Source organism: Ramlibacter sp. GS1-15 (assembly GCF_057785015.1).
On record NZ_JBYNTU010000001.1, the window covers coordinates 251124 to 274992 of the forward strand.

Below are 23869 nucleotides of genomic sequence, written 5' to 3' on the forward strand. Positions count from 1 at the left end.
CCATGCAGGAATCGATCTACTTCACTCCCGAGCACGAGCTGCTGCGCGACCAGGTTGCGAAGTTCATCGCGCGCGAGGTCGAGCCGCATGCCGACGCCTGGGAAGAACAGGGCTTCGTGCCGCGCGAGGTGCTGCGCCGCATGGGTGCCGCGGGCCTGCTCGGGCTGATGTACGAGCCGGAGTACGGCGGTGGTGGCGCGGACGCGCTCACCAATCTCGTGTTCGCCGAGGCGCTGTCGCAGTCGACCTATGCCGGTTTCATCATCACCGTGCTGGTCCACACCGACATGGCGGGGCCGCATTTGCACCACGCGGGCAGCGCGGCGCAGAAGGACAAGTACCTGCGCCAGGTGACGGCCGGCGAAAGCATCTGCGCCGTGGCCATCACCGAGCCGGGCGCGGGCTCGGATGTGGCGGGCATCCGAACGCGCGCGACCCGCGACGGTGACCACTGGGTGCTGAACGGCACCAAGATGTTCATCACCAATGGCGTGCACGCGAACCTGTACTTCGTGGCGGCGAAGACCGGGCCGGGCAAGCGCGAGGTCTCGATGTTCATCGTCGAGAAAGGCACGCCGGGCTTTTCCGTCGGCCGCGCGCTGAAGAAGAGCGGCTGGCTGTCGTCCGACACCGCCGAGCTGGTGTTCGACAACGTGCGCATCCCGGCTGGGAACCTGCTGGGCGAAGAGGGCAAGGGCTTCTACTCAGTGATGAAGAACTTCCAGACCGAGCGCATCGCCCTGGCGGCAATGGCCGTGGGCCATTGCCAGCGCGCGCTGCAACTGACGCTGGACTACGTGCGCCAGCGCGAAGCCTTCGGCGGGCCGCTGTGGAACCAGCAGGTGATCCGCCAGCGCCTCTCCATGCTCGATGCCAGGACCCGCGCGGCCCGGCAGTTCATGTACCACTGCGCCTGGCGCGTGACACAGGGCCATGACATCGTGCAGGATGTGTCGATGCTCAAGGCGCTGACGGGCGAACTGGTCAACGAGGTCGTGCAGGCCTGCCAGCAGTTCCACGGCGGCATGGGCTACATCCGCGAGACGGCGATCGAGCGGCTGTGGCGCGATGCGCGCGTGCTCGCCATCGGCGGCGGCGCGACCGAGGTGATGCTCGAGGAAGTGGCCAAACGCTATTGAAGAAAGCCAGCCAGCATGAAACACCTGAAACTCGATTACGAAGGCGGCATCGCCACGGTCACGCTCAACCGTCCCGAGGTGCGCAACGCCTTCAACGACGAGGTGATCACGGAACTGACGGCGACCATCGCCCAGTACGCCGAGCGGCCCGAGGTGCGCTGCATCGTTCTGGCGGGAAACGGCCCCGCGTTCTGCGCCGGCGCCGACCTGAACTGGATGAAGCGCATGGCGTCGTACACGTACGACGAGAACCTGGCCGATGCCCGCGCGCTGGCGCAGATGCTGCGCGTGCTGTACCGCTGCGAGAAGCCCACCATCGCGCGCGTGCAGGGCGACACCTACGCCGGCGGGATGGGGCTGGTGGCCGCGTGCGACATCGCCGTCGCCGTGGATACCGCGAACTTCTGCCTGAGCGAGGTGAAGCTCGGCCTCATCCCGGCGACGATCAGCCCGTACGTGATCCGCGCGATGGGACCGCGCGCGGCGCATCGCTACTTCCTCACGGCCGAGCGTTTTGGCGCGGCGGAGGCGCATCGCATCGGTTTCGTGCACGAGGTGGTCAAGGCCGAGGAGCTCGACGCCAGGGTGAGCGAGATCGCGCAGGCGTTCGTCGTTGCCGGCCCGGCGGCCGTGAAGGCGTGCAAGGCGCTGGTGCAGGACGTCGCGGGCGAGGAGATCGACCACGGCCTGGTCGAGCGCACCGTGCGCGGCATCGCCGACATCCGCGTGAGCGACGAGGGCCGCGAAGGCATCCAGTCCTTCCTGGGCAAGCGCAAGCCCAACTGGCTGATCCCGGGCTGAAGCCATGGACGCAGCCCTGCGCCACGCCCTCGACACGCCGCAGCTGCTGGCGCTGGCGGCGGCGCTCGGCTGGGCCAGCGGCATCCGGCTCTACGCCGTCGTGCTGCTCACGGGGCTGGCCGGCTACTTCGGCCTCATCGACCTGCCGCACGGCCTGAAGGTGCTGCAGCATCCGGCGGTGCTGATGGCGGCGGGCTCGATGGCCTTCCTCGAGTTCTTCGCCGACAAGATTCCCTACGTCGACACGTTGTGGGACATGATCCACACGGTGATCCGCATCCCCGCGGGCGCGGCACTCGCCGCGGCGGCGCTCGGCGCCGACAACGAGTCGATGACCTGGATCGCGGCCATTCTCGGCGGCGGCCTGGCGGCGACCAGCCACCTCACCAAGCTCACCACGCGCGCGGCGGTGAACACCTCGCCCGAGCCGTTCTCGAACATCGCGGTGTCGCTGTTCGAGGACGGCTTCGTCGCCTTCATGCTGTGGCTCGCGGCGGCGCACCCGGCGATCTTCGCGATCGCGCTGCTGCTCTCGATCGCGGTGGCGATCCTGCTGCTCGTCGTGCTGTTCAAGTTCCTGCAGCTGGTCGCGCAGCGGCTGGCGCAATTGTTTTCCGGGCACAACCCGCAGACCAGGTAGACCTCATGTTCAAGAAAATATTGATCGCCAACCGCGGCGAGATCGCCTGCCGGGTCGCCGCGACCGCGCGCCAGCTGGGTGTGCGCACCGTCGCCGTCTACTCGGACGCCGACGCGCATGCCAAGCATGTCGCCGCCTGCGATGAAGCCGTGCACATCGGCGGCAGTGCGCCGAAGGACAGCTACCTGCGCTGGGAACGCATCATCGACGCGGCGAAAGCGACCGGTGCGCAAGCCGTTCATCCCGGCTACGGTTTCCTGTCCGAGAACGAGGACTTCGCGCGCGCCTGCGCCGAGGCCGGCCTGGTGTTCATCGGCCCGCCCGCGTCGGCGATCCAGGCGATGGGCCTGAAGGCCGAGTCGAAGCAGCTGATGGAAAAGGCCGGCGTGCCGCTGGTGCCCGGCTACCACGGCGCGAACCAGGATGCACCGCTGCTGAAGAAGGAAGCCGACCGCATCGGCTACCCGGTGCTGATCAAGGCCAGCGCGGGCGGCGGCGGCAAGGGCATGCGGGCGGTGGACAAGGCCGAGGACTTCGCGGCCGCGCTCGACTCGTGCAAGCGCGAGGCGATCAACAGCTTCGGCGACGACGCGGTGCTGATCGAAAAATACGTGCAGCGCCCGCGCCACATCGAGATCCAGGTGTTCGGCGACACGCAGGGCAATTACGTGTACCTGTTCGAGCGCGACTGCTCGGTGCAGCGCCGCCACCAGAAAGTGCTGGAAGAAGCGCCCGCGCCCGGCATGTCCGAGGCGATGCGCCGGCAGATGGGCGAGGCGGCCGTGGCCGCGGCACGCGCGGTGAACTACGTCGGCGCCGGCACGGTGGAATTCATCGTCGAGCAACGGGGCAGGGAGATGTCCTTCTTCTTCATGGAGATGAACACGCGCCTGCAGGTCGAGCATCCCGTCACCGAGGCGATCACCGGGCTCGACCTGGTCGAATGGCAACTGCGGGTGGCGTCGGGCGAGCCGCTGCCGTTGAAGCAGGAAGAGCTGAAGATCCGCGGTCACGCGATCGAGGCGCGCATTTGCGCCGAAAACCCCGACAACAACTTCCTGCCCGCAACCGGCCGGCTCGAGGTCGCGCGCTGGCCGCAGCACGTGGCGTTCACTCGCGGTGATGTGCGCCTGGATACCGGCTTCGGCGAGGGCGATGCGATCTCGCCCTTCTACGACTCCATGATCGCCAAGCTGATCGTGCACGGCGACACGCGCGAGCAGGCACTGGCGCGGCTGGACGAGGCGCTGGCGCAGACCCACATCGTGGGCGTCGCGACCAACGTGCAGTTCCTGCGCCACGTGGTGAAGAGCCGCTCGTTCGCGCAGGCCGACCTGGACACGGCGCTGATCCCGCGCGAGGCGGCGGTGCTGTTCAAGCAGCAGCCGGTCTCGCTGCACGAAGCGGCGGCCGCGGCGATCGCGCAGGCGCTGCTCGAGGAGCGTGCGGCCGCGGGGCGCGACCCGTTCAGCCGGCGCGACGGCTGGCGCTCGCACGGCGTCGCGACGCGCCGCTTCGAATTCGATTTCGCCGGCACGCACGCGGCCGCGACGCTGACCTACCTGCACGACGGTGCGCTGGCGCTCACGGTGGGCAACGTCTCCGGCGCGCTGGCGTTCTCCCGCCTCGCCGACAGGCTGGACGTGCATTTCGCCGGCGAGCGCTTCACCTGCGCGGTGTACGCCAGCGGCGAGACCGACCATATCTTCACCGACCGCGGCGCCGCGTCCATCGTCTCGCTCGACCTGCTCGCGCATGCGGGCGAGGGCGCCGTCGAGGGCGGCCGCCTCACCGCGCCGATGCCGGGCAAGGTCGTGTCGTTCGCCGTCAAGGCCGGCGACAAGGTGAGCAAGGGCCAGCCGCTGGCGGTGATGGAAGCGATGAAGATGGAGCACACCATCGCCGCGCCCGCCGACGGCACGGTGCAGGAGCTGCTCTACGCGCCGGGCGACCAGGTGGCGGAAGGGGCGGAGTTGCTGAAGCTGACGCTGTAGGGCGACGCATGCGCATCATCTTCTGCGCCACGCAAATGAAGGCCCTTCCTTGGGTGGAAGGTTTGCGCGCCGCCTTGCCGGGCGCCGACGTCCAGGAGTGGCAGCCCGGCGCGGCGCCGGCCGACTGCGCCGTCGTGTGGTCGCCGCCGCAGCAGCTGTTCGACGAGCAGCAGGGACTGCAAGCGATCTTCAACGCGGGGGCGGGCGTCGACGCGCTGCTCAAGCTGCGGTTGCCGCCGCAGGCGCTGCTGGTGCGCATCGACGATGGCGGCATGGCGGTGCAGATGGCGGAGTTCGTCTGCCACGCGCTGATCCGGCATTTCCGCGAGCTGGATTGCTACGAGGACGACATCAGGCACGGCGCGTGGTCGTTCCGGCGCCCGCGCCTGCGCACGGACTTCCCGGTGGGCATCATGGGCCTGGGCGTGCTCGGCCAGCGGGTGGCGCAGGCCGTGCGGCATTTCGAGTTCCCGGTGCGCGGCTTCAGCCGCACGCGCAAGGCCGTCGACGGCGTGGAGTGCTTCGCGGGCGACGGCGAGTTCGACGCGTTCCTGGCCGGCACCCGCGTGCTGGTCTGCCTGCTGCCGCTCACGCCCGACACCGAAGGCATCATGAATCGCGGCACGCTGGCCCGGCTCCTGCCCGGTGCGTACGTGATCAATGTCGCGCGCGGCGCGCACCTGGTCGAGGAAGACCTGATCGCGCTGCTCGACAGTGGCCACCTGGCCGGCGCGACGCTGGACGTCTTCCGCACCGAGCCGCTGCCGCAGGACCATCCGTTCTGGCAGCACCCGAAGGTGACGATCACGCCGCACACCTCGGCGCGCACGCTGCGCGACGAAAGCATCGCGCAGATCGCCGGCAAGATCCGGGCGCTCGCCCGCGGAGAGCCCGTCGCCGGCGTGGTCGATCGCGACAGGGGATACTAGGAACCATCATGAAGTTGCCCTCCAGAGTCAAACTCGTCGACGTCGGCCCGCGCGACGGCCTGCAGAACGAAAAGCAGGAAGTCCCGGCCGAGGTGAAGATCCGGCTCGTGCACCTGCTGCAGGACGCGGGCCTGAAGGAGATCGAGGTCACCAGCTTCGTCTCGCCGAAATGGGTGCCGCAAATGGCCGACAACGCGCAGGTGATGGCCGGCATCGAGCGCCAACCGGGCGTGCGCTATTCGGTGCTCACGCCCAACATGAAGGGCTTCGAGGCGGCGGTGGCATCCAGGCCCGACGAGATCGTGGTGTTCGGCGCGGCGAGCGAGGCCTTCAGCCAGCGCAACATCAATTGTTCGATCGCCGAGTCGATCGAGCGCTTCGCGCCCGTGGTCGAGGCTGCGCGGGCGAAGAACATCTTCGTGCGCGGTGCCATTTCCACCGCCGTGGGTTGCCCGTACGAAGGCGAGATCGCGCCCGAGCGGGTCGAGCTGGTCGCGCGCCTGATGAAAGAAATCGGCGTGCAGCATGTCGGCGTGGCGGACACCATCGGCGTGGGCACGCCGATCAAGGTGCAGCGCGCGATGGAAGCCGCGCTCAAGCACTACGACGTCGACGACGTGTCGGGCCATTTTCACGACACCTACGGCCAGGCGCTCGCCAACACCATGGCCTGCCTCGAGATGGGCATCTGGCAGTTCGACACGTCGGTCGCGGGCCTGGGGGGCTGCCCGTATGCGAAGGGCGCGACCGGCAACGTCGCCAGCGAAGACGTGGTCTACCTGCTGAACGGCCTGGGCATCGAGACCGGCATCGACCTCGACAAGCTGATCGATGCGGGCAAGTACATCAGCGACTTCCTCGGCCGCAAGCCGAACTCGCGCGCGGCGACGGCGCTGCTGAACAAGCGGGCGGCTTGACCGGATGTGCGGCGCCGAACTGACACCCCTGCCCGAAGGCGTGCAACGGGTCGCGCGCGCCTTGATCGAGAAGGGCCATCCGCATTCACCGGTGATGCTCGACGACGCCGCGCGCACGGCGCAGCAGGCCGCCGACGCGCTGGGCATCCACGTCGGCCAGATCGCCAAGAGCATCATCTTCCGGCGCAAGGCCGACGACGCGGCGGTGCTCGTCATCGCCTCGGGCGACCGGCGCGTCGACGAGAAGAAGGTCGATGCCATCGTCGGCAAGACCGGCCGCGCCGATGCGGAGTTCGTCAAGGCGAAGACCGGTTATTCGATCGGCGGCGTGTCACCGGTCGCGCATGCCACGCCCCCCGTCACGCTGATCGACCGCGAGCTGTTCCGCTTCGACGAGATCTGGGCCGCCGCGGGGCACCCGCACGGGGTGTTCAAGCTCAGGCCGCAGGACCTGGAGCGACTCACCGGCGCACCGGTGGCGGACGTGGTGCAGGACCCGGCCGCGTGAGTTCCGTGCTGGACCAGCTCGTGCAACGCGCCCGCGTGGTCGGTGCCGGGCTCGGCGAGGACGTGCCGTCGCCGTGCATTTCCGTGTGCCGCATGAATGGCACGACCGAGTTGTGCGAAGGCTGCTTTCGCACGCTGGACGAGATCGCGGCGTGGGGGCGGATGGCCGACGAGGACAAGCGCGAGGTCTGGGCCCTGATCGCGCAACGCATCGAGGAGCGCAACCCATGAAGCAGATCACCTTCTACCTGGACTTCATCTCGCCCTACGCCTACCTGGCGTTCGAGAAGCTGCCCGACGCGCTGCAGGGGCTCAGCTACGCGGTCGTCTACAAGCCCGTCCTCTTCGCCGCCTTCCTGAAGCAGTACGGCCAGCTGGGTCCGGCCGAGGTCCGGCCCAAGCGCGACTGGACCTATCGCCAGGTGCTCTGGCAGGCGCGCGCGAACGCGATCCCCATGCAGATGCCGGCCGCCCACCCGTTCAATCCGCTGGCGCTGCTGCGGCTCGCGCTGGCGTGCGGCGACAAAGGCAGCATCAACCGCTATGTCGCCGAAACGGTGTTCCGCCACGTGTGGCGCGGCGGCGCCGACGCGGGCGACGCCGCGCGCACCGAAGCGCTGAAGCAGGCGCTGCAGCCCCGGCGCGATCCGGCCAGCGACGACGTGAAGAACGAGCTGAAGGCCAACACCGACGAAGCCCTCGCGCGCGGCGCATTCGGTGTGCCGACCTTCGTGGTGGACGACAAGATCTTCTGGGGCTTCGACGCCCTCGCGATGCTGCGCGCGTACCTCGAAGGCGATGCGTGGATCGGCGGCGAGGAATGGAACGCCGTCACGCAGCTGCCGGCGGCGGTCGGACGAGTCAGCAAGCCCGCATCGTGAAACGCCATCACAGGGTTTCACCTTAATCGGTCAGCGCGGCGAAAGTTTCGCGCAAGCCCCGGTTGGTTTCGCGTCAGAGCAGGGTCAGAGCACGCGCGAAGAATGCCCCCAGGTGCCCGGTTCGGGCGCTGTTCATTCTTCAGGAGACAACGCATGGCTACCCTTGCTGCCGCCCCGCGGCCGATGACGCCCGAGGAGAAGAAGGTCATCTTCGCCTCGTCGCTAGGCACCGTGTTCGAGTGGTACGACTTCTACCTCTACGGTTCGCTCGCGGCGATCATCGCGAAGCAGTTCTTCTCCGGCCTCGATTCGGGCTCGGCCTTCATCTTCGCGCTGCTCGCGTTCGCGGCCGGCTTCATCGTGCGGCCGTTCGGCGCGATCTTCTTCGGCCGCCTGGGCGACATGATCGGGCGCAAGTACACCTTCCTCGTCACCATCCTGATCATGGGCCTGTCGACCTTCGTGGTCGGCGTGCTGCCGAGCTACTCGAGCATCGGTGTCGCCGCCCCGATCATCCTGATCGCGTTGCGCCTGCTGCAGGGCCTGGCGCTCGGGGGCGAGTACGGCGGTGCGGCGACCTACGTCGCGGAGCATTCGCCGCACGGCAAGCGCGGCGCGTACACGGCGTGGATCCAGACCACGGCGACGCTGGGCCTGTTCCTGTCGCTGCTCGTGATCCTCGGCACGCAGACGCTGCTCGGCCCGCAGGCCTTCGGTGACTGGGGCTGGCGCATCCCGTTCGTCGCCTCGGCCTTCCTGCTCGCCATCTCGGTGTGGATCCGCCTGTCGATGAACGAATCGCCCGCGTTCCAGAAGATGAAGGCCGAAGGCCGCACGTCCAAGGCGCCGCTGACCGAGTCCTTCGGCCAGTGGAAGAACCTGAAGATCGTCATCCTCGCGCTCGTCGGCCTCACCGCCGGCCAGGCCGTGGTGTGGTACTCGGGCCAGTTCTATGCGCTGTTCTTCCTGACGCAGGCGCTGAAGGTCGACGGCCCCACCGCCAACATCCTGGTCGCCATCTCGCTGCTGGTGGGCACGCCGTTCTTCGTGATCTTCGGCGCGCTGTCCGACAGGATCGGCCGCAAGCCCATCATCATGGCCGGCTGCCTGCTCGCCGCGATCACCTATTTCCCGGTGTTCGGCGCGCTGACCAAGGCCGCCAATCCCGACCTCGCCGCCGCGCAGGCCAAGAACAAGGTGGTGGTGACCGCCGACCCCAACGAGTGCTCGTTCCAGTTCAACCCGACCGGCACCGTGAAGTTCACGAGCTCGTGCGACATCGCCAAGCAGGTGCTGGCCGGCGCTTCGGTGAGCTACGAGAACGCCGCCGCGCCCGCGGGCACCGTCGCCACCATCAAGATCGGCGAGACCGCGATCCCCAGCTACACGTCCAGGGGCCTGCCCGCCGACGAAGCCAAGAAGAAGGACGCCGAATTCAAGAAGGCCGTCGCCGACGACCTCAAGGCCGCGGGCTACCCGACCAAGGCCGACCCGGCGAAGATGGACAAGTTCATGGTCACGCTGATCCTCACCTATCTCGTGATCCTGGTGACGATGGTGTACGGCCCGATCGCGGCGATGCTGGTGGAGCTGTTCCCCACGCGCATCCGCTACACCTCGATGAGCCTGCCCTACCACATCGGCAACGGGTGGTTCGGCGGCCTCCTGCCGACGACGGCGTTCGCCATCGTGGCGCAGACCGGCAACATGTACAACGGCCTGTGGTACCCGATCATCATCGCCGCGGCGACCTTCGTGATCGGCACGCTCTTCATCAAGGAAACGAAGGACGTGAACATCTACGCGGCCGACTGAGGCGAGCCTCCAACGACAAGAGAAAGCCCCGCACGGCGGGGCTTTTTTCATTCACGCGGTCCGCAGGACCAGGTCCACCTGGCCGCCGCCCAGCGCCTCGGAGCGCGAGAGCCGCAGCTCGCCGCGGTGCGCCGCCACCAGCTCGCTCACCACCGCCAGCCCGACGCCGTGGCCCGGCACCTTCTCGTCGCCGCGCACGTGCAGCTGCAGGATGGATTCCGTGTCCGAAAAGCCCGGGCCGTCGTCCTCGATGCGCGCGTGCAGGTCGCTACCCTCGCGCGCGACGCGCACGCGCACCGTGCCGCGTGACCACTTCGACGCGTTGTCCAGCAGGTTGCCGAACAGCTCGAAGGCGTCCCCTTCGACGATGCGCCAGGTGAGCTCCGAGGGTGCATCGACCTCGATCGCCAAGCCCTTGTCGGCATACACCTTCAGCAGCGAGGCGCGGATGCGCTCCAGCACCTCGCGCAGCTTCAGCGGCGCGACGAACAGCGGGCCCGCGCCGCTGGCCGCGCGCGCCAACTGGTGCTGCACGATGTCGTCCATCCGCGCGACCTGCTCGTCGACCAGCTGCGGCAGCCGCTGCGCCTCGCCGCGCGCGGTGCGCAGCACGGCCAGCGGTGTTTTCAGGCTGTGCGCGAGGAAGCTCAGCGCCTCCTTGTAGCGCGTCTGGCGCAGCCGCTCCTGGCGGATCAGCGCGTTGATGTTCCCGGTCAGGGTCGCGATCTCCGCGGGGTAATCGCCTTGCACCTCGCCCTGTTCGCCGCCTTCGACCCGAGCGATTTCGTTCGCGACGTCGCGCAAGGGCCTGAGCCCCCATGCCAGCAGCAGCATCTGCGCACCCAGCAGCAGCACGGACGCACCGCCCAGCCACAAGGACAGCGTGCGGCGGAACGCGCCGATCTCGCGGTCCACGCCCGACCGGTCCTCCAGCACCGCCAGCGCCAGCGGCGCATCGAGCCGGCCGACCGACCACTTCACCGTGTAGCTGGCGGACAGGTAGGCCCCCGATTCATCGAAACGCCAGTCCCCCACCGGGCCGGCCCCGGGAAAGGGCAGCGCCCGCCCCACGCTCGACGGCGAGCGCCATTCCTCGTGGCGGTCCACGTTCGACACCCGCGCGTACAGGCCCGATCCGGGCAGCGACAGCCGCGGCTCGGGCAAGGAAGGCGGCATCTGCAACGCGCCGTCGCTGGAGAGCTCGGCGCCGGCGAGCAGCAGGTACACCGTCGATTGCAAGCGCGCGAAATGCGCCGAGCGCACGCTGTCGGCGTGCGCGCGTTCCACCGCGTAGCCGGCGACGGCCATGAAGGCCAGCAGCACCACCGCAGCACCGATGACGAGGCGACTGCGGATGGACGCCGACCGCATCATTCGAGCGTGAAGCGGTAGCCGCGGCCGCGCACGGTTTCGATCGGCGCGAGCTTGCCGTCGGGATCGAGCTTGCGGCGCAGGCGGCCGACCAGCACCTCCAGCACGTTGCTGTCGCGGTCCTCGTCGTGGGGGTAGAGGTAATCGGCGAGTTCCTGCTTGCTCACCACGCGCGGACGCTGGCGCACCAGGAATTCGAGCACCCGGTATTCATAGGTCGTGAGGTCGACCGGCGCCTCATTCAGGCGCACCTCCTGCGCGGTGAAGTCGATCGCGATCGGGCCGACCTTCAGCACGTCGGATGTGGCTTGCGCCGCGCGCCGCAGCAGCGCCTTCACGCGCGCCGCGAGCTCCGGGTATTCGAAGGGCTTGACCAGGTAATCGTCCGCGCCGGCTTCCAGGCCCTGCACCTTGTCCTGCCAGCTGCCGCGCGCGGTGAGGACTAGGATCGGCAACTTCCGCCCGTCCTCGCGCAGGCGCTTGATGAGCTCGATACCGCTGAGCTTGGGCAGGCCCAGATCGACGATGGCCAAGTCGATCGGGAACTCGCGCGCCTGGTGCAGGCCATCGGCACCGTCGGCGGCCTGGTCGACCCGGTAGCCCTCGGCCTCGAGCTTGAGCGCGAGCGTCAGCCGCAGCGGGGCTTCGTCCTCGACCAGCAGCAATCGCATCAGGAGGCGCGGCCCGTGGCGGCGTCGATCAGGACGACCCGCACCTGTCCCTGGGCGGTGACGATCTTCACCCGCCAGGTCGGGCCGCTGCGCTCGACGGACAGCACGCGGCCGCCGCCGGCCATGCCCTGGGCGATCGCCGCCGCGTTGTCGCGGCTGACCTCGGCAAAGGCGGGCAGGGACGCGCCGACGAGCAACGCGCACACGACTTGGACGAGCAGTTTCATGGCTGGAATCCTACGCTTTCGGATGCAGCCATGATGCGGCGGCCGGCCTGAACGGCCGCTGAACGGATCAGCGCCGGAAACGCCCGTCCGTGCCGATGATCGACAGGTCGGCGAACTCCAGGCCGGTGTGGTCGGTCGCGCTGTAGGTCACTTCCAGCCCGCCCAGGTCGAACTTCTTGATGCTTTCCAGCGCAGCCAGGACCTTCTGGCGCGTGGGGTGCGGGCTGGCGCGCTTGAGCGCTTCAACCAGCACCTTCGCGCCGGCAAAGCCCTCCAGCATCGCCGGGGACAGCTCCTGCACGCCGGTTTCCTTGGCGAGCGACACCGCCTCCTGCACGATCGGGAAGGCATACGAGCGCTCGTACGGGAACACCTGCGTGACGATCACGCCCTTGCCGGCGGTGCCCAGCTGCTTGATGAAGCCGCCCGAGGCATTGTTCGACAGGGTGATGACCTGCGCGGCCGACCCGGCGGTGCGCAGCGCCTTGATGCCTTCGGAGACGGCGGTGCCCGATGCGATCCACAGCACGGCCTGCGCGTTGGCGGCCAGCAGCGGCGGCACGATCTGCTGGTAGTCGGGCTTGTCGCGGTCGGCCTTCACCACGGCGACCGGCTTGATCTTCGCCTTCTCGAAGCCCTTGGTGGCGCCTTCCAGCGCGTCGGCGCCGAAGGTGTCGTCCACGTGCACGACGGCGATGCGGTCGATGCCGAGCGTGACCAGGTGCTCCACCGCCTTCTGCGCCTCGCGCTGGTAGGGCGCTCGTACGTTGAAGATGTATTTGTTCACGGGCTTGTGCAACAGCATGGCGCCCGTCGACGGCGCCACCAGCGCGATCCCGTGCTTCTCCAGCAGCGGCATGATGGCCTGCGTATGCGGCGTGCCGCGGTCCATGAACAGGACCACGGCGTTCTTCTCCTCGATCAGCACGCGCGCGTTTTCCGCGGCGGTTTTCACGTCGAAGTGGTCGTCCAGCGTCACCAGCTCGATCTTCTCGCCCTTGACCCCGCCATTGGCGTTGACCCAATCGAGGTACAGGTGCACGCCCACCAGCGCTTCCTTCACGGTGGCGGACACCGCCCCGGTCACGCCCACGGTCTGTCCGACCAGGATATCCGCCTGCGCCGAGGCGCAGGCGATCGCCAGGCCCAGGACGAGCCCCGCCTTCTTCCAAGGATTGAATCCCACGGTTGTCTCCTTACAGCTTTGTGTCAGAAAGTCTAGGAAGACGTGTCGCCACCGTCGCTTGTGGCTTCCACGGATGCGGAAAACCACATGACAGAAGCTTGCACTTCCTTGTCCCTAGAATGTTTGGCCTTCTTTGAGGAACCCCCGCAGTATGACCCAAGGCCTGATCCGCATCCGCGGCGCGCGTCAACACAATCTGAAGAACCTCGACGTCGACCTGCGCACGGGCGAACTCACGGTCGTCACGGGGCCCAGCGGCTCGGGCAAGTCCAGCCTGGTGTTCGACACGCTGTACGCCGAAGGGCAGCGGCGTTACGTCGAAACGTTCTCCGCCTACGCGCGCCAGTTCCTCGATCGCATGGACAAGCCGGCGGTCGACCGGGTCGAAGGCGTGCCGCCGGCGATCGCCATCGACCAGACCAACCCGGTGCGCTCGTCGCGTTCCACCGTCGGCACCATGACCGAGCTGAACGATCACCTGAAACTGCTGTTCGCGCGGGCCGCGCAGCTGTTCGACCGCCAGACGGCGCGGCCGGTGCGGCACGACACGCCGGACACGATCTACGACGAGCTGAAGGCCCGCACGGCGGCCGAGGACCCGCGCCTGGTCGTCACGTTCCCGGTGGAACTGCCGGCCAACACGACGCCCCAGGAAATCGAGCAGTGGCTGGCGGCCAGCGGCTTCACCCGCGTGCACACGCAACGCGAGGTCGCGACGGTCACCGGTCCGCGCAAGGTGCTGGATGTCGTGGCCGACCGCTTCCGGCTGCAGAACACCGAGCGCGCGCGGGCCATCGAGGCGATCGAGGTGGCGCTCAAGCGCGGCTCCGGGCGCATGTCCGTGTACGCGCAGAAAGGCGAGGACGAGTACGAGAACTGGAAGTTCTCCACCGGCCTGCATTGCCCCGACAGCGACATCCGCTACGCCGACCCGATCCCGTCGATGTTCTCGTTCAACTCGCCGGTGGGCGCGTGCGAGACGTGCCGCGGCTTCGGCCGCGTGATCGGCGTGGACTGGGGCCTCGTGATCCCCAACGACAAGCTCACGCTGCGCGCGGGCGCGATCCGCCCGATCCAGACCCCCGCCTGGTCCGAATGCCAGGACGACCTGATGCGCCATGCCGAGACCGCGGGCATCCCGCGCGACACGCCCTGGTACAAGCTCACGCCCGAGCAGAAGAAGTGGGTGATCGACGGCGTGCCCAATTACAAGGAGGGCAACTGGAACAAGCAGTGGTACGGCATCCGCCGCTTCTTCCAGTACCTGGAGAGCAAGGCCTACAAGATGCACATCCGCGTGCTGCTGTCGAAGTACCGCAGCTACACGCCGTGCGAAACCTGCGGCGGCGCGCGCTTGAAGCTCGAATCGCTGCTGTGGCGGCTGGGCACCAAGGAGGACGCGGACGCGGTGATGGAGCCTGCGCAGCGCTTCCTGCCGGTGGGCGTGCAGTGGTCGCGCGAGCAACTCGAGGCGCTGCCGGGCCTGTGCCTGCACGACCTGATGCTGATGCCGATCGAGCGCCTCCGGAAATTCTTCGACCGGGTCGAGCCGCAGCAGGAGAAGGCGCACGCGGGGCAGGGCGACCTGCAGGCCCTGAAGCTGCTGTTCGAGGAAATCACCACGCGCCTGCGCTACCTGGTCGACGTCGGCATCGGTTACCTCACGCTGGACCGCCAGAGCCGCACGCTGTCCGGCGGCGAGGTTCAGCGCATCAACCTGACGACGGCGCTGGGCACGTCGCTCGTGAACACGCTGTTCGTGCTGGACGAGCCTTCGATCGGCCTGCATCCGCGCGACATGAACCGCATCACCGAGGCCATGATGCGCCTGCGCGACGCCGGCAACACGCTGGTGGTGGTGGAGCACGACCCGGCCGTCATGGTCGCGGCCGACCGCGTGATCGACATGGGGCCGGGTCCCGGTGAGCGCGGCGGCAGCATCGTGTTCGACGGGCCGGTCAACGAGCTGCGTTCCGCCGACACGCTCACGGGCGCTTACCTCGGCGCACGCAAGCACGTCGGCATGGGGCTCAAGCGCATGGTGACCGAGGCGACGCCACGGTTGATCCTCGAAGGCGCGCGCGAACACAACCTGAAGAACGTCGCCGTCGAATTCCCGCTGCAAAAGCTCGTTTGCGTCACCGGCGTGTCGGGTTCGGGCAAGTCCACGCTGATCCAGGACATCCTCGCGCCGGCGCTGATGCGCCACTTCGGGCGGGCCACCGAAGCGGCGGGCGCGCACGACCGTCTGCTGGGGGCCGATCACCTGAGCGACGTGGTGTTCGTCGACCAGTCGCCGATCGGCAAGACCGCGCGGTCCAACCCCGTGAGCTACGTCGGCGCCTGGGACGCGATCCGCGAGATCTTCGCCACCGCGCCGCTGGCCAGGCAGCGCGGCTACACGGCGGCGAAGTTCTCGTTCAACTCGGGCGATGGGCGCTGCCCGACCTGCGGCGGCTCGGGCTTCGAGCATGTCGAGATGCAGTTCCTGTCCGACGTCTACCTGCGCTGCCCCGATTGCGACGGCAAACGCTACCGGCCGGAGATCCTCGAGGTCACGATCGAGCGCGGCAAGTTCCTCAACGTGGCCGACGTGCTGGAGCTCACCGTCAGTGAAGCCGCGGCGCTGTTCGCCAACGACCGCGACGTGATCCGCGCGCTGCAGCCCATCGTCGACGTCGGCCTCGAATACGTGAAGTTGGGGCAACCGGTGCCCACGCTGTCGGGCGGCGAATCGCAGCGATTGAAGCTCGCGGGCTTCCTCGCGCAGGCGGCGAAGAGCGCCACGCAGTCGCGGCAGAACGTCGCGAACAAGGGCGTGCTGTTCCTCTTCGACGAGCCGACGACGGGCCTGCACTTCGACGACATCGCGAAACTGATGCGCGCGCTGCGCAAGCTGCTCGAAGGCGGCAACTCGATCGTGGTGATCGAGCACAACCTCGACGTGATCCGCGCTTCGGACTGGCTGATCGACCTCGGGCCGGAAGGCGGCGACGCGGGCGGCCTGCTGGTGGCGGAAGGGCCGCCGGAGGAAGTGCGCAACCATCCGACCTCGCACACGGCCAAGGCGCTGCGCGACTACGACGGGACGCTGGGCGTGTCCGAAGCGCTCGCCGCTTATCGTCCGGCGAAGGCGGCGTCCGGCCCCATTCCGGCGATCCAGATCGTCAACGCCAAGGAACACAACCTCAAGAGCCTGTCCGTCAACATCCCGCACAACAAGTTCAGTGTGGTCACGGGCGTGTCCGGCTCGGGCAAGTCGACGCTCGCGTTCGACATCCTGTTCAACGAGGGGCAGCGGCGCTACCTCGAATCGCTCAACGCCTATGCGCGCAGCATCGTGCAGCCGGCGGGCCGGCCCGAGGTCGATGCGGTGTACGGCATCCCGCCGACGGTGGCGATCGAGCAGCGGCTGTCGCGCGGCGGGCGCAAATCGACCGTCGGCACGACGACCGAAGTGTGGCATTTCCTGCGCCTGCTGTACGTCAAGCTCGGCGTGCAGCATTGCGTCAACGACGGCGCCGAGGTGCGGCCGCAGACGCCCGATTCGATCGCGGCGCAGATCATGCGCAAGTACAAGGGCCAGCACATCGGCCTGCTCGCGCCGCTGGTGGTCAACCGCAAGGGCGTGTATACCGAGCTGGCCGACTGGGCGCGGCCGCGCGGCTACACGCACCTGCGCGTGGACGGCAACTTCCTGCCGACGACGGGCTTTCCGCGCATCGACCGTTTCAAGGAACACACGATCGAGCTGCCCGTGTGCGACCTCGACATCACGCCCGCCAACGAGCAGCTGCTGCGCGACAAGCTCGCCGAAGCGCTGGAACACGGCAAGGGCGTGCTGCACGTGCTGGCGCCGCTGGACGGCCTCAAGGGCGCGATGCTGCAAGGGCTGGGCAAGCACCACCACATCGGCAAGGTCGAGGTGTTCTCGACCAAGCGCGCGTGCCCGGTGTGCGGCACCAGCTACCCCGAGCTGGACCCGCGCCTGTTCTCGTACAACAGCAAGCACGGCTGGTGCCCCGATTGCGTCGGCACCGGCGTGAAGCTCACGCGCGAGCAGCGCAAGGCCTTCGACGACACGATCCAGGACGCCGACGACAAGGGCCGCGAGCAGACCTTCGCCGAGCCGGAGGTCGAGGACGTCGCCGACGAAGCCTGCCCGTCCTGCCACGGCACGCGCCTGAACCTGCAGGCGCGCCACGTGAAGTTCGACCGGACCGGCATCGCGGAGATCGCCGCGCTGTCGGTGGTCGACGTGCGCCGCTGGATCGAGAGCCTGGAAGTGAAGGACGTCCTGACGGCGCGCGAGAAAGGCATCGCGCGCGACCTGATCCCCGAGATCAAGTCGCGCCTCGAGTTCCTCGAGGAAGTGGGCCTGGGTTACCTCACGCTGGACCGCGGCGCGCCCACCCTCTCGGGCGGCGAGGCGCAACGCATCCGCCTGGCGGCGCAGCTCGGATCGAACCTGCAAGGCGTGTGTTACGTGCTGGACGAGCCGACCATCGGCCTGCACGCGCGCGACAACCAGATCCTGCTCGATGCCCTGCACAAGCTGGGCGACAAGGGCAACACGCTGGTGGTGGTGGAGCACGACGAGGACACGATCCGCCGCGCCGACCACATCATCGACATCGGGCCGAGCGCGGGCAAACGGGGTGGGCGCGTCGTCGCGCAGGGCACGCCGGAAGACCTGTCCCGGGTGGACGAATCGGTCACCGGCAAGTACCTGCTGCACGCGATGAAGCATCCGGTGAAGCCGCGGCGCAATGGCGCGGCACCGGAGCTGAAGCTGCGCGGCGCGGACATGCACAACCTGCGCGACGCGGACGTGAACGTCCCGCTGCAACGGCTGGTCGCCGTGACGGGTGTGTCGGGTTCGGGCAAGTCGACCTTGGCGCGCGACGTGCTGCTGGCCAACGTGCAGGCGGCCGTGCAGCAGCGCAGCACGAAAGCCGGGCGCGATGCGGACGACAGGGGCAAGCGCCCGAACTGGGCCGGCGCGAAGTCGCTCGACGGCTACCAGGCGATCGACCGCGTGCTGGAAGTGGACCAAACGCCGATCGGCAAGACGCCGCGCTCCTGCCCGGCGACCTACATCGGCTTCTGGGACACCATCCGCAAACTGTTCGCCGACACGCTGGAAGCGAAGGCGCGCGGCTACGGGCCGGGCCGCTTCTCGTTCAACACCAGCGACGGCCGCTGCCCCACCTGCGAAGGCCAGGGCGTGCGCACGATCGCGATGAGTTTCCTGCCCGACGTGAAGGTGCCCTGCGAGTCCTGCCACGGCGCGCGCTTCAACCCGGAGACACTGGCCGTCACCTGGCGCGGCAAGAGCATCGGCGACGTGCTGCAGATGGAAGTGGACGAGGCCGTGGAGTTCTTCGCCTCGATGCCGAACATCAGCCATCCGCTGCAGCTGCTCAAGGACGTGGGCCTGGGCTACCTCACGCTGGGCCAGCCGTCGCCGACGCTGTCGGGCGGGGAGGCGCAGCGCATCAAGCTGGTCACCGAATTGAGCAAGGTGCGCGACGACATCACGCGGCGCGGCCAGAAGGCGCCGCACACGCTCTACGTGCTCGACGAGCCGACGGTGGGCCTGCACATGGCCGACGTCGAGAAGCTCGCGCGCGTCCTGCACCGCCTGGTCGATGGCGGCCACAGCGTGGTCGTGATCGAGCACGACCTGGACATCGTCGCCGAGGCCGACTGGATCATCGATCTCGGCCCCGAAGGCGGCAGTGCGGGCGGTCGCGTGGTCGCGGCGGGCACGCCCGAGCACCTGGTCGCGAAGAAGACGCATACCGGCGAGGCGCTCGCGCCCGTGCTGGCGCGCTGAACCTCGCGGGCAAGGCGGTCACAGCTTGGCTGCGTGCCATCGGCGCTGGAGCACGCGCAGCAGGGTGACGGGAAACTCCATGAACCCCGGCAGCGGGTCATCCCAGGAAAACGCGGCGAACGCGCGGGCGCGCCAGCAGCCGGCCGAGTAGCGCAGGAAGCCGGGCCACCCGGGGCGGGAACTGGCGAGTGCGACGAGGTCGCGGGAGGCGAACATCCACGCGACGCCGTTGCGCACGCGCATGGCCGGCACCGGCCGGCCGGCTGCGGTGCAGGCGATCGCCGCTCCCAGGTCGACGCCGGCGGCCACCGCGAGCGACAGCCACGTCCACGGACGCGGGTTGACGTCCAGCAGTTTCGGGACGCCGTCGCGCGGGTCGCGCTTGAACTCGACTTCGACAAGCCCATGGAAATCGATCGATCGCAGGAACGTTTCGGCGGCCTCGGTCGCGTCGTGCAGATCGGCCGTCTCGACGTAAGTGGAGGTGTAGCCGAAGTCCAGCGGGTACTGCCTCAGGCGCCGGGCCGTGAAGCTGATCACCGGCTTGCCCGCATCCCAGAAGCCGGCGTACGACAACTGGTTTTCCCCGCCGCCCGGGATCAGTTCCTGAACGACGACGTTCTCGGCCCCCACCAGGTCGCAAGCGGCGCGGTAGCGCTCGTCGAACTCGGCCCGGTGGTCCACGCGCCACGCCTTCGCATCGGTGAGGGGATTTCTCTGCACCCGCATCGATGGCTTGAGGACCAGCGGAAACTCCAGCGGGCGCGGTGGGCTCGACAGGTTCAGCTCATGGACTTGGGGGATGGCGATCCCGAGCTGCGCGGCATGGCGATAGGTCAGCACCTTCTCGCAAGCCCAGCGCAGCTGGTCCCAGTCCTGCACCATCACCCTGAAGATGCGGGCGAGGCGTTCGTGCGCCTGCGCCACCAGGCGGACCTCGGCGTCCGCGGCGGGGATCAGCAGGCTGCCCGCCAAGGAATTCGCGTGCGCGATCGCCTCGAGCGCGACCAGGGCGTCGGGATCGTCCGGGCCGGGCCAGCGGATGACTTTCGCGATGGAACGGGAGTAGCAGGGCATCGCGACGGCGTCCGTGACGAACCAGACCTCGACGCCGGCCTTTCTCAGCGATCGCGCCAGGGCCAGCGATCCATGAGAGCCCCCGAGCAGCACGGCGCGCTGGAGCACCATGGCGGCAGTTCTAGACGGACGCGGCCGCCGCGAGGTGGCGTGCCACGGATCGGCCGGCGTAGCGGGTGCCGGCCACGAACAACATCAGCGGTCCGTAGCTCGCGGCGGCCGCTGCGCCGATGAAGTGGAGCCCGGGCACGGACGACTCGAAGGCGCCGTTCAGCTGAGGTGCGCACCCGTCCTCTCGCCGGACCGAACGTGCGAGTTCGGATGAGAGGATCGGGTTGCGGTCGACGCGGGGCCGGTACCCGGTCGCCAGCACGGTGCGGTCCAGTTCGCGTTCCGCGCCATCGTCGAGCACGACCCGCAGCCGCTTGCCGCTGCCGGTCACCGATGCGGACGCGACCGAACGTCCGGCCGTCACCTGGATGCCGTTCATGCGCGTCTGCAACCAGAACGCCCCCACCGGCCGCACACGGCTCGCGACCCAGCGCCGCGCCCCGGTGGGCAGCGACCGGAACACCGCGGGCAGCTCGATCACCCAATTGACGCCCGGCGGTCCGACCTCGCCAGGCGGGTAGACGATCTTGTGGACCGCCGAATCCCGCAGCCAGCCCTGGCCCGAAGTGAATCGCAGCGCGGGGGCTCGGGCGATCACCTCCACCCGGGCGCCCGCTTCGCTCAGCAGGGTGGCGAGCTCCAGCGCGCTCTGCCCCGCGCCGATGACGGCGAGGTCCAGTCCCTTGTACGCCGCCGGTTCCTTGACCTCGGAGGAATGGGGCGCCAGCTCGGGCGGAACATCGGCGAAGGCCGTCGGCCGCATGGCGAAGCCGTGCAATCCGGTCGCAACGATCACGCGCTGCGCGTGCTCGACATCGCCGTCCTCCAGGGTCAGCCGGAACCCGTCCGCGCCTTGCCGGTCGATTTGGGTGACGCGACGTGGGTCGACGTCGGGCACGGCCCGTTGCTGGTACCACTGTCCGTACGCAATGAAGTCATCCAGGGAAATCCGCCGGGGCAGCGTGCGCCCGAGTTCTGCCTCGTAGTGGTCGAGGGTCAGCCGGTGCTCGGGGTCCGCGATGTGCGATGCGCGCCGCTCCGAGCGCAACAGCATTCCGGCAGGCATGTGCCGCTGCCAGAAGCTCATCACCTCGCCGAAGATCACGAACGGGACCTTCGCGTGGCGCAGGTGGGCGGCGACCGCGAGTCCGTGTGGCCCGGCGCCGACGATCGCCGCGGGATGTTTCCTCGTCAATGCAGCACCCCTGAAGTCTGCCCGCTGTCAGGGTAGCGCTGCACGGATCGGTACGCGTGGGCGGAACCTCCCCTTCGGCAGGGGAGACTTCTCCCTGGGCGTCGAAGCCCGGCAGGAACGCGCGTCGGAGTGGTCCGACGCGAAGAGTTGATGGGCTGCCATGCGCGTCAGGCGCCATGCATGCACCATGGGGCCATGCGTTCCGCGCACCGCCCGCTCGTCTGGCTGCCCGCCTGCCACCGCAACCTCGACATCGATGACCCCGGCGGCTACACCGTGCTGGCCGATCGCTATGCGCAGGCCGTGTGCAAGCTCGGCCTGCAGCCGGTGCTCTACCCGATGGCTGGCGCCGGCGACGTCACCGACCTGTTGCCGCTGGTCGACGGCGTGCTGCTGACGGGCTCGCCGTCCAATGTCGACGCCTCGCGCTACGAGGCGATGGCGCTGGAAACCGACCTGCTCGATCCCCGCCGCGACGCCTTGACGATGGCGCTGGTGCCCGCGGCGATCGCGACCGGCGTGCCGGTGCTCGGCGTGTGCCGGGGCCTGCAGGAGATGAACGTCGCCCTGGGCGGCAGCCTCTACCAGCGGCTGCATTCGGAAGAGGGGATGATGGACCATCGCGAACCGGCGGATGAGCCCCTGGAGGTGCAATTCGCCGAACGCCACGACGTCGAGCTGCTGCCGGGCAGCGAATTCGCGGCCTGGGCCGGCGCGACGAAGGCCCGCGTCAACTCGCTGCACGGCCAGGGCATCAAGCGGCTGGGGCAGAACCTCGTGGCCGAGGCCTTCGCGCCCGACGGCCTGGTCGAAGGCGTGCGCGTGGACGGCTCGCCCACGTTCGCGTTCGGGGTGCAGTGGCATCCCGAGTGGAACCACGAGTCCAACCCCTTCTACCACCGCACGCTCGAGGCATTCGCGCAGGCCTGCATCGACCATCGAAAACGGAGGGAGGAGGCATGACGAGCGCGCGCGTGCCTCTCGTCTGGGTGGTGGCCAGCCACCGCGTGCTCGGCAACGAGCACGGCAAGCCGCAGGTCTACACCGTGATGGACGAAGCCGGCACGCGCACGTTGCTCAACATGGGGCTGCAGCCGACGACCTATCCGGGCGTGCCGCCGGAGCGCATCCCCGCGATGCTCGACACGGTCGACGGTGTCCTGCTCGGGGGCTCGGCGACGCACGTGCATCCCAGCCTCTACGGCGAACCGGAAGAGGCCGACGTGCTGTGCTACGACCACGACCGCGACGCGGTCGCGCAGCCGCTCGTGCGGCTGGCGATTGCGCGGCGCGTGCCCCTCATTTCGTTCTGCCGGGGTTGCCATGATTTCAACGTCTCCATGGGCGGCAGCCTGCACCAGTCGCTGCGCAAGCGCGGCGGCTGCGTGCGGCATTGGGAAGATCCGCAAGAGTCGCTCGAGCAGCAGTACGCCGACCGGCACGAAGTCGAACTGGTGGCAGGCGGCGAACTGGAAAAGCTCACGGGGCTGCATCGCTTCGGCGTGAGCTCGCTGCATTCGCAGGGCGTGAAGGAACTGGGGCAGGGGCTGGTTGCCGAAGCCCATGCCGATTGCGGACTGGTCGAGGCGTTCCGCTGGCACGACCCGACGTTCTTCGCGTGGGGCTTCCAGTTCCATCCCGAATGGGGCTGGCGCTGCCACGAGGGCTACGGCCGCATCATGAACGCCTACGTGCGCGCCTGCTGGGACCACTTCGCCGCGCGCACCGGCAGCCCGGTGCCCGAACGCGAGCTGGTGGCGTGAAGGCTTAACGGGCCGCGATCAGGTGGCGCGCCAGCTCCGCGAACCCTGCGCCGGCTTCGGCCTGCGTCACGTAGGCCGGTGCCTGGCCGGGCGGCAACTGGAAGTGCCGGACGTTCGCCACGCCCACGGCGTGCGGCAGGTACGCGAACATCGGCGCGTCGTTCGGGGAATCGCCCGCGAAGGTGCAGCGCTCGCGTTCCGCGTCCAGGTCGAATGCGAAGCGCTCGCGGGCCAGCAGCTTCGCCATCGAGCGCTTGTCGTAGTCGCCGAACCAGCCGTTGACGTGGATCGAGCTGACCTTGGCCGTCATGCCGGCTTCTTCCATGATCGCGACGATGCGCCGCACTTCCGGTGCGGGCAGCGGCGGCACGTCCTCGCAGAAATCGATCGCGATGTCGTACAGGCGGCAGAACTGGTCCGACGCCATCGCGGTGCCGGGCACTTCGCGCAGGACGCGCTTGCGCACGGCCTGCATGCGCGCGGCGTTGGCGGCGCGCGTCGCTTCGTCGAACACATGGCGCGTGCGCAGCTTGCGCGCCGCCGCGTCGTTCCACATGTAGAACGCTCCGTTCTCGCCGATCACCGCGTCGACCGGCCACATGCGCGCGATGTGGTCGCACCAGCCCGCCGGGCGGCCCGTGACCAGCACCACGCGGACGCCGGCGCGCTGCAGCGCCTCGAGCGCGGCATAGGCTTCGACCGTGAGCTTGCCGTGCGTCGTCAGCGTGTCGTCGATGTCGGCGAAGAGCGTGTGGATGCGCGCGGCGACATCGCGCGGCATCGAGGCGAGCGGTTGCATCGCCGGA

General features: G+C 68.7%; 20 protein-coding genes. 13 read left to right on the forward strand and 7 right to left on the reverse strand.

Going from position 1 to position 23869, the window contains the following annotated elements:
- Positions 1–2: 2 nt before the first annotated feature.
- The 10 genes from AC3EF3_RS01270 to AC3EF3_RS01315 all read left to right on the forward strand — a co-directional run bounded on the left by AC3EF3_RS01270 (position 3) and on the right by AC3EF3_RS01315 (position 9623).
- Entirely contained in the window at positions 3–1139 is a 1137-nt protein-coding gene (locus tag AC3EF3_RS01270; protein ID WP_488530343.1) for an acyl-CoA dehydrogenase family protein, read from the forward strand.
- Positions 1140–1154: 15 nt separating this feature from the next.
- Positions 1155–1940 carry an enoyl-CoA hydratase/isomerase family protein gene (locus tag AC3EF3_RS01275; RefSeq protein ID WP_488530344.1) on the forward strand — a complete coding sequence of 262 codons (786 nt, stop codon included), beginning with the start codon at positions 1155–1157 and terminating at the stop codon, positions 1938–1940.
- A 4-nt stretch (positions 1941–1944) separates the two neighbouring features.
- The gene (locus AC3EF3_RS01280) at positions 1945–2580 is read left to right on the forward strand and encodes a DUF4126 domain-containing protein (protein WP_488530345.1); all 636 of its coding nucleotides are present in this window, start codon (positions 1945–1947) and stop codon (positions 2578–2580) included.
- Between the two features lie 5 nt (positions 2581–2585).
- Positions 2586–4574, forward strand: a complete 1989-nt coding sequence (locus AC3EF3_RS01285; RefSeq protein ID WP_488530346.1) for an acetyl/propionyl/methylcrotonyl-CoA carboxylase subunit alpha — start codon at positions 2586–2588, stop codon at positions 4572–4574.
- Positions 4575–4582: 8 nt separating this feature from the next.
- A complete protein-coding gene (locus tag AC3EF3_RS01290; RefSeq protein ID WP_488530347.1) occupies positions 4583–5503 on the forward strand; it encodes a 2-hydroxyacid dehydrogenase in 921 nt (306 codons plus the stop codon).
- An 8-nt stretch (positions 5504–5511) separates the two neighbouring features.
- A complete protein-coding gene (locus tag AC3EF3_RS01295) occupies positions 5512–6420 on the forward strand; it encodes a hydroxymethylglutaryl-CoA lyase (protein WP_488530348.1) in 909 nt (302 codons plus the stop codon).
- A gap of 4 nt (positions 6421–6424) precedes the next feature.
- The gene (locus tag AC3EF3_RS01300; RefSeq protein WP_488530349.1) at positions 6425–6928 is read left to right on the forward strand and encodes a YbaK/EbsC family protein; all 504 of its coding nucleotides are present in this window, start codon (positions 6425–6427) and stop codon (positions 6926–6928) included.
- Positions 6925–7158, forward strand: coding sequence for a DUF1289 domain-containing protein (locus AC3EF3_RS01305; protein ID WP_488530350.1), 234 nt, complete (start codon positions 6925–6927; stop codon positions 7156–7158). Before AC3EF3_RS01300 ends, AC3EF3_RS01305 begins: the two co-directional genes overlap by 4 nt.
- Entirely contained in the window at positions 7155–7808 is a 654-nt protein-coding gene (locus AC3EF3_RS01310; RefSeq protein WP_488530351.1) for a 2-hydroxychromene-2-carboxylate isomerase, read from the forward strand. The genes AC3EF3_RS01305 and AC3EF3_RS01310 overlap by 4 nt, the downstream gene beginning before the upstream one ends.
- Positions 7809–7961: 153 nt before the next feature.
- On the forward strand, positions 7962–9623 hold the full coding sequence (locus tag AC3EF3_RS01315; protein ID WP_488530352.1) for an MFS transporter: 1662 nt from the start codon (positions 7962–7964) through the stop codon (positions 9621–9623).
- 51 nt (positions 9624–9674) lie between these two features.
- Here AC3EF3_RS01315 and AC3EF3_RS01320 read toward each other — a convergent pair whose 3' ends face one another.
- From AC3EF3_RS01320 to AC3EF3_RS01335, 4 genes are all read right to left on the reverse strand, one after another.
- Positions 9675–10997 (reverse strand): ATP-binding protein, encoded by a 1323-nt coding sequence (locus tag AC3EF3_RS01320; protein ID WP_488530353.1) that lies wholly within the window; start codon positions 10995–10997, stop codon positions 9675–9677.
- On the reverse strand, positions 10994–11665 hold the full coding sequence (locus AC3EF3_RS01325) for a response regulator transcription factor (RefSeq protein WP_488530354.1): 672 nt from the start codon (positions 11663–11665) through the stop codon (positions 10994–10996). The genes AC3EF3_RS01320 and AC3EF3_RS01325 overlap by 4 nt, the downstream gene beginning before the upstream one ends.
- The gene (locus AC3EF3_RS01330) at positions 11665–11892 is read right to left on the reverse strand and encodes a PepSY domain-containing protein (protein ID WP_488530355.1); all 228 of its coding nucleotides are present in this window, start codon (positions 11890–11892) and stop codon (positions 11665–11667) included. The genes AC3EF3_RS01325 and AC3EF3_RS01330 overlap by 1 nt, the downstream gene beginning before the upstream one ends.
- 67 nt (positions 11893–11959) lie before the next feature.
- Positions 11960–13078, reverse strand: a complete 1119-nt coding sequence (locus tag AC3EF3_RS01335) for an ABC transporter substrate-binding protein (RefSeq protein WP_488530356.1) — start codon at positions 13076–13078, stop codon at positions 11960–11962.
- Positions 13079–13229: 151 nt separating this feature from the next.
- Between AC3EF3_RS01335 and uvrA the strand changes: the two genes are divergently transcribed.
- A complete protein-coding gene (gene uvrA, locus AC3EF3_RS01340) occupies positions 13230–18917 on the forward strand; it encodes an excinuclease ABC subunit UvrA (protein ID WP_488530357.1) in 5688 nt (1895 codons plus the stop codon).
- Between the two features lie 18 nt (positions 18918–18935).
- Here the strand turns inward: uvrA and AC3EF3_RS01345 are convergent, their stop codons facing one another.
- Together AC3EF3_RS01345 and AC3EF3_RS01350 are read right to left on the reverse strand one after the other, a co-directional pair.
- On the reverse strand, positions 18936–20105 hold the full coding sequence (locus AC3EF3_RS01345; RefSeq protein WP_488530358.1) for a carboxylate--amine ligase: 1170 nt from the start codon (positions 20103–20105) through the stop codon (positions 18936–18938).
- 10 nt (positions 20106–20115) lie between these two features.
- The gene (locus AC3EF3_RS01350; protein ID WP_488530359.1) at positions 20116–21300 is read right to left on the reverse strand and encodes an NAD(P)-binding domain-containing protein; all 1185 of its coding nucleotides are present in this window, start codon (positions 21298–21300) and stop codon (positions 20116–20118) included.
- A gap of 195 nt (positions 21301–21495) precedes the next feature.
- Here AC3EF3_RS01350 and AC3EF3_RS01355 point away from each other — a divergent pair, with 195 nt between their 5' ends.
- On the forward strand, positions 21496–22263 hold the full coding sequence (locus AC3EF3_RS01355) for a gamma-glutamyl-gamma-aminobutyrate hydrolase family protein (RefSeq protein ID WP_488530360.1): 768 nt from the start codon (positions 21496–21498) through the stop codon (positions 22261–22263).
- Entirely contained in the window at positions 22260–23063 is an 804-nt protein-coding gene (locus AC3EF3_RS01360) for a gamma-glutamyl-gamma-aminobutyrate hydrolase family protein (protein ID WP_488530361.1), read from the forward strand. The genes AC3EF3_RS01355 and AC3EF3_RS01360 overlap by 4 nt, the downstream gene beginning before the upstream one ends.
- A 4-nt stretch (positions 23064–23067) precedes the next feature.
- Here AC3EF3_RS01360 and AC3EF3_RS01365 read toward each other — a convergent pair whose 3' ends face one another.
- Positions 23068–23862, reverse strand: a complete 795-nt coding sequence (locus AC3EF3_RS01365; protein ID WP_488530362.1) for an HAD-IIB family hydrolase — start codon at positions 23860–23862, stop codon at positions 23068–23070.
- Between the last annotated feature and the right edge of the window lie 7 nt (positions 23863–23869).

Coding starts and splice junctions, on each gene's coding strand:
- AC3EF3_RS01270 (WP_488530343.1), top strand. CDS start 3: ATGCAGGAATCGATCTACTTCACTCCCGAGCACGAGCTGCTGCGCGAC.
- AC3EF3_RS01275 (WP_488530344.1), top strand. CDS start 1,155: ATGAAACACCTGAAACTCGATTACGAAGGCGGCATCGCCACGGTCACG.
- AC3EF3_RS01280 (WP_488530345.1), top strand. CDS start 1,945: ATGGACGCAGCCCTGCGCCACGCCCTCGACACGCCGCAGCTGCTGGCG.
- AC3EF3_RS01285 (WP_488530346.1), top strand. CDS start 2,586: ATGTTCAAGAAAATATTGATCGCCAACCGCGGCGAGATCGCCTGCCGG.
- AC3EF3_RS01290 (WP_488530347.1), top strand. CDS start 4,583: ATGCGCATCATCTTCTGCGCCACGCAAATGAAGGCCCTTCCTTGGGTG.
- AC3EF3_RS01295 (WP_488530348.1), top strand. CDS start 5,512: ATGAAGTTGCCCTCCAGAGTCAAACTCGTCGACGTCGGCCCGCGCGAC.
- AC3EF3_RS01300 (WP_488530349.1), top strand. CDS start 6,425: ATGTGCGGCGCCGAACTGACACCCCTGCCCGAAGGCGTGCAACGGGTC.
- AC3EF3_RS01310 (WP_488530351.1), top strand. CDS start 7,155: ATGAAGCAGATCACCTTCTACCTGGACTTCATCTCGCCCTACGCCTAC.
- AC3EF3_RS01315 (WP_488530352.1), top strand. CDS start 7,962: ATGGCTACCCTTGCTGCCGCCCCGCGGCCGATGACGCCCGAGGAGAAG.
- AC3EF3_RS01320 (WP_488530353.1), bottom strand. CDS start 10,997: ATGATGCGGTCGGCGTCCATCCGCAGTCGCCTCGTCATCGGTGCTGCG.
- AC3EF3_RS01325 (WP_488530354.1), bottom strand. CDS start 11,665: ATGCGATTGCTGCTGGTCGAGGACGAAGCCCCGCTGCGGCTGACGCTC.
- AC3EF3_RS01330 (WP_488530355.1), bottom strand. CDS start 11,892: ATGAAACTGCTCGTCCAAGTCGTGTGCGCGTTGCTCGTCGGCGCGTCC.
- uvrA (WP_488530357.1), top strand. CDS start 13,230: ATGACCCAAGGCCTGATCCGCATCCGCGGCGCGCGTCAACACAATCTG.
- AC3EF3_RS01345 (WP_488530358.1), bottom strand. CDS start 20,105: ATGGTGCTCCAGCGCGCCGTGCTGCTCGGGGGCTCTCATGGATCGCTG.
- AC3EF3_RS01355 (WP_488530360.1), top strand. CDS start 21,496: ATGCGTTCCGCGCACCGCCCGCTCGTCTGGCTGCCCGCCTGCCACCGC.
- AC3EF3_RS01360 (WP_488530361.1), top strand. CDS start 22,260: ATGACGAGCGCGCGCGTGCCTCTCGTCTGGGTGGTGGCCAGCCACCGC.
- AC3EF3_RS01365 (WP_488530362.1), bottom strand. CDS start 23,862: ATGCAACCGCTCGCCTCGATGCCGCGCGATGTCGCCGCGCGCATCCAC.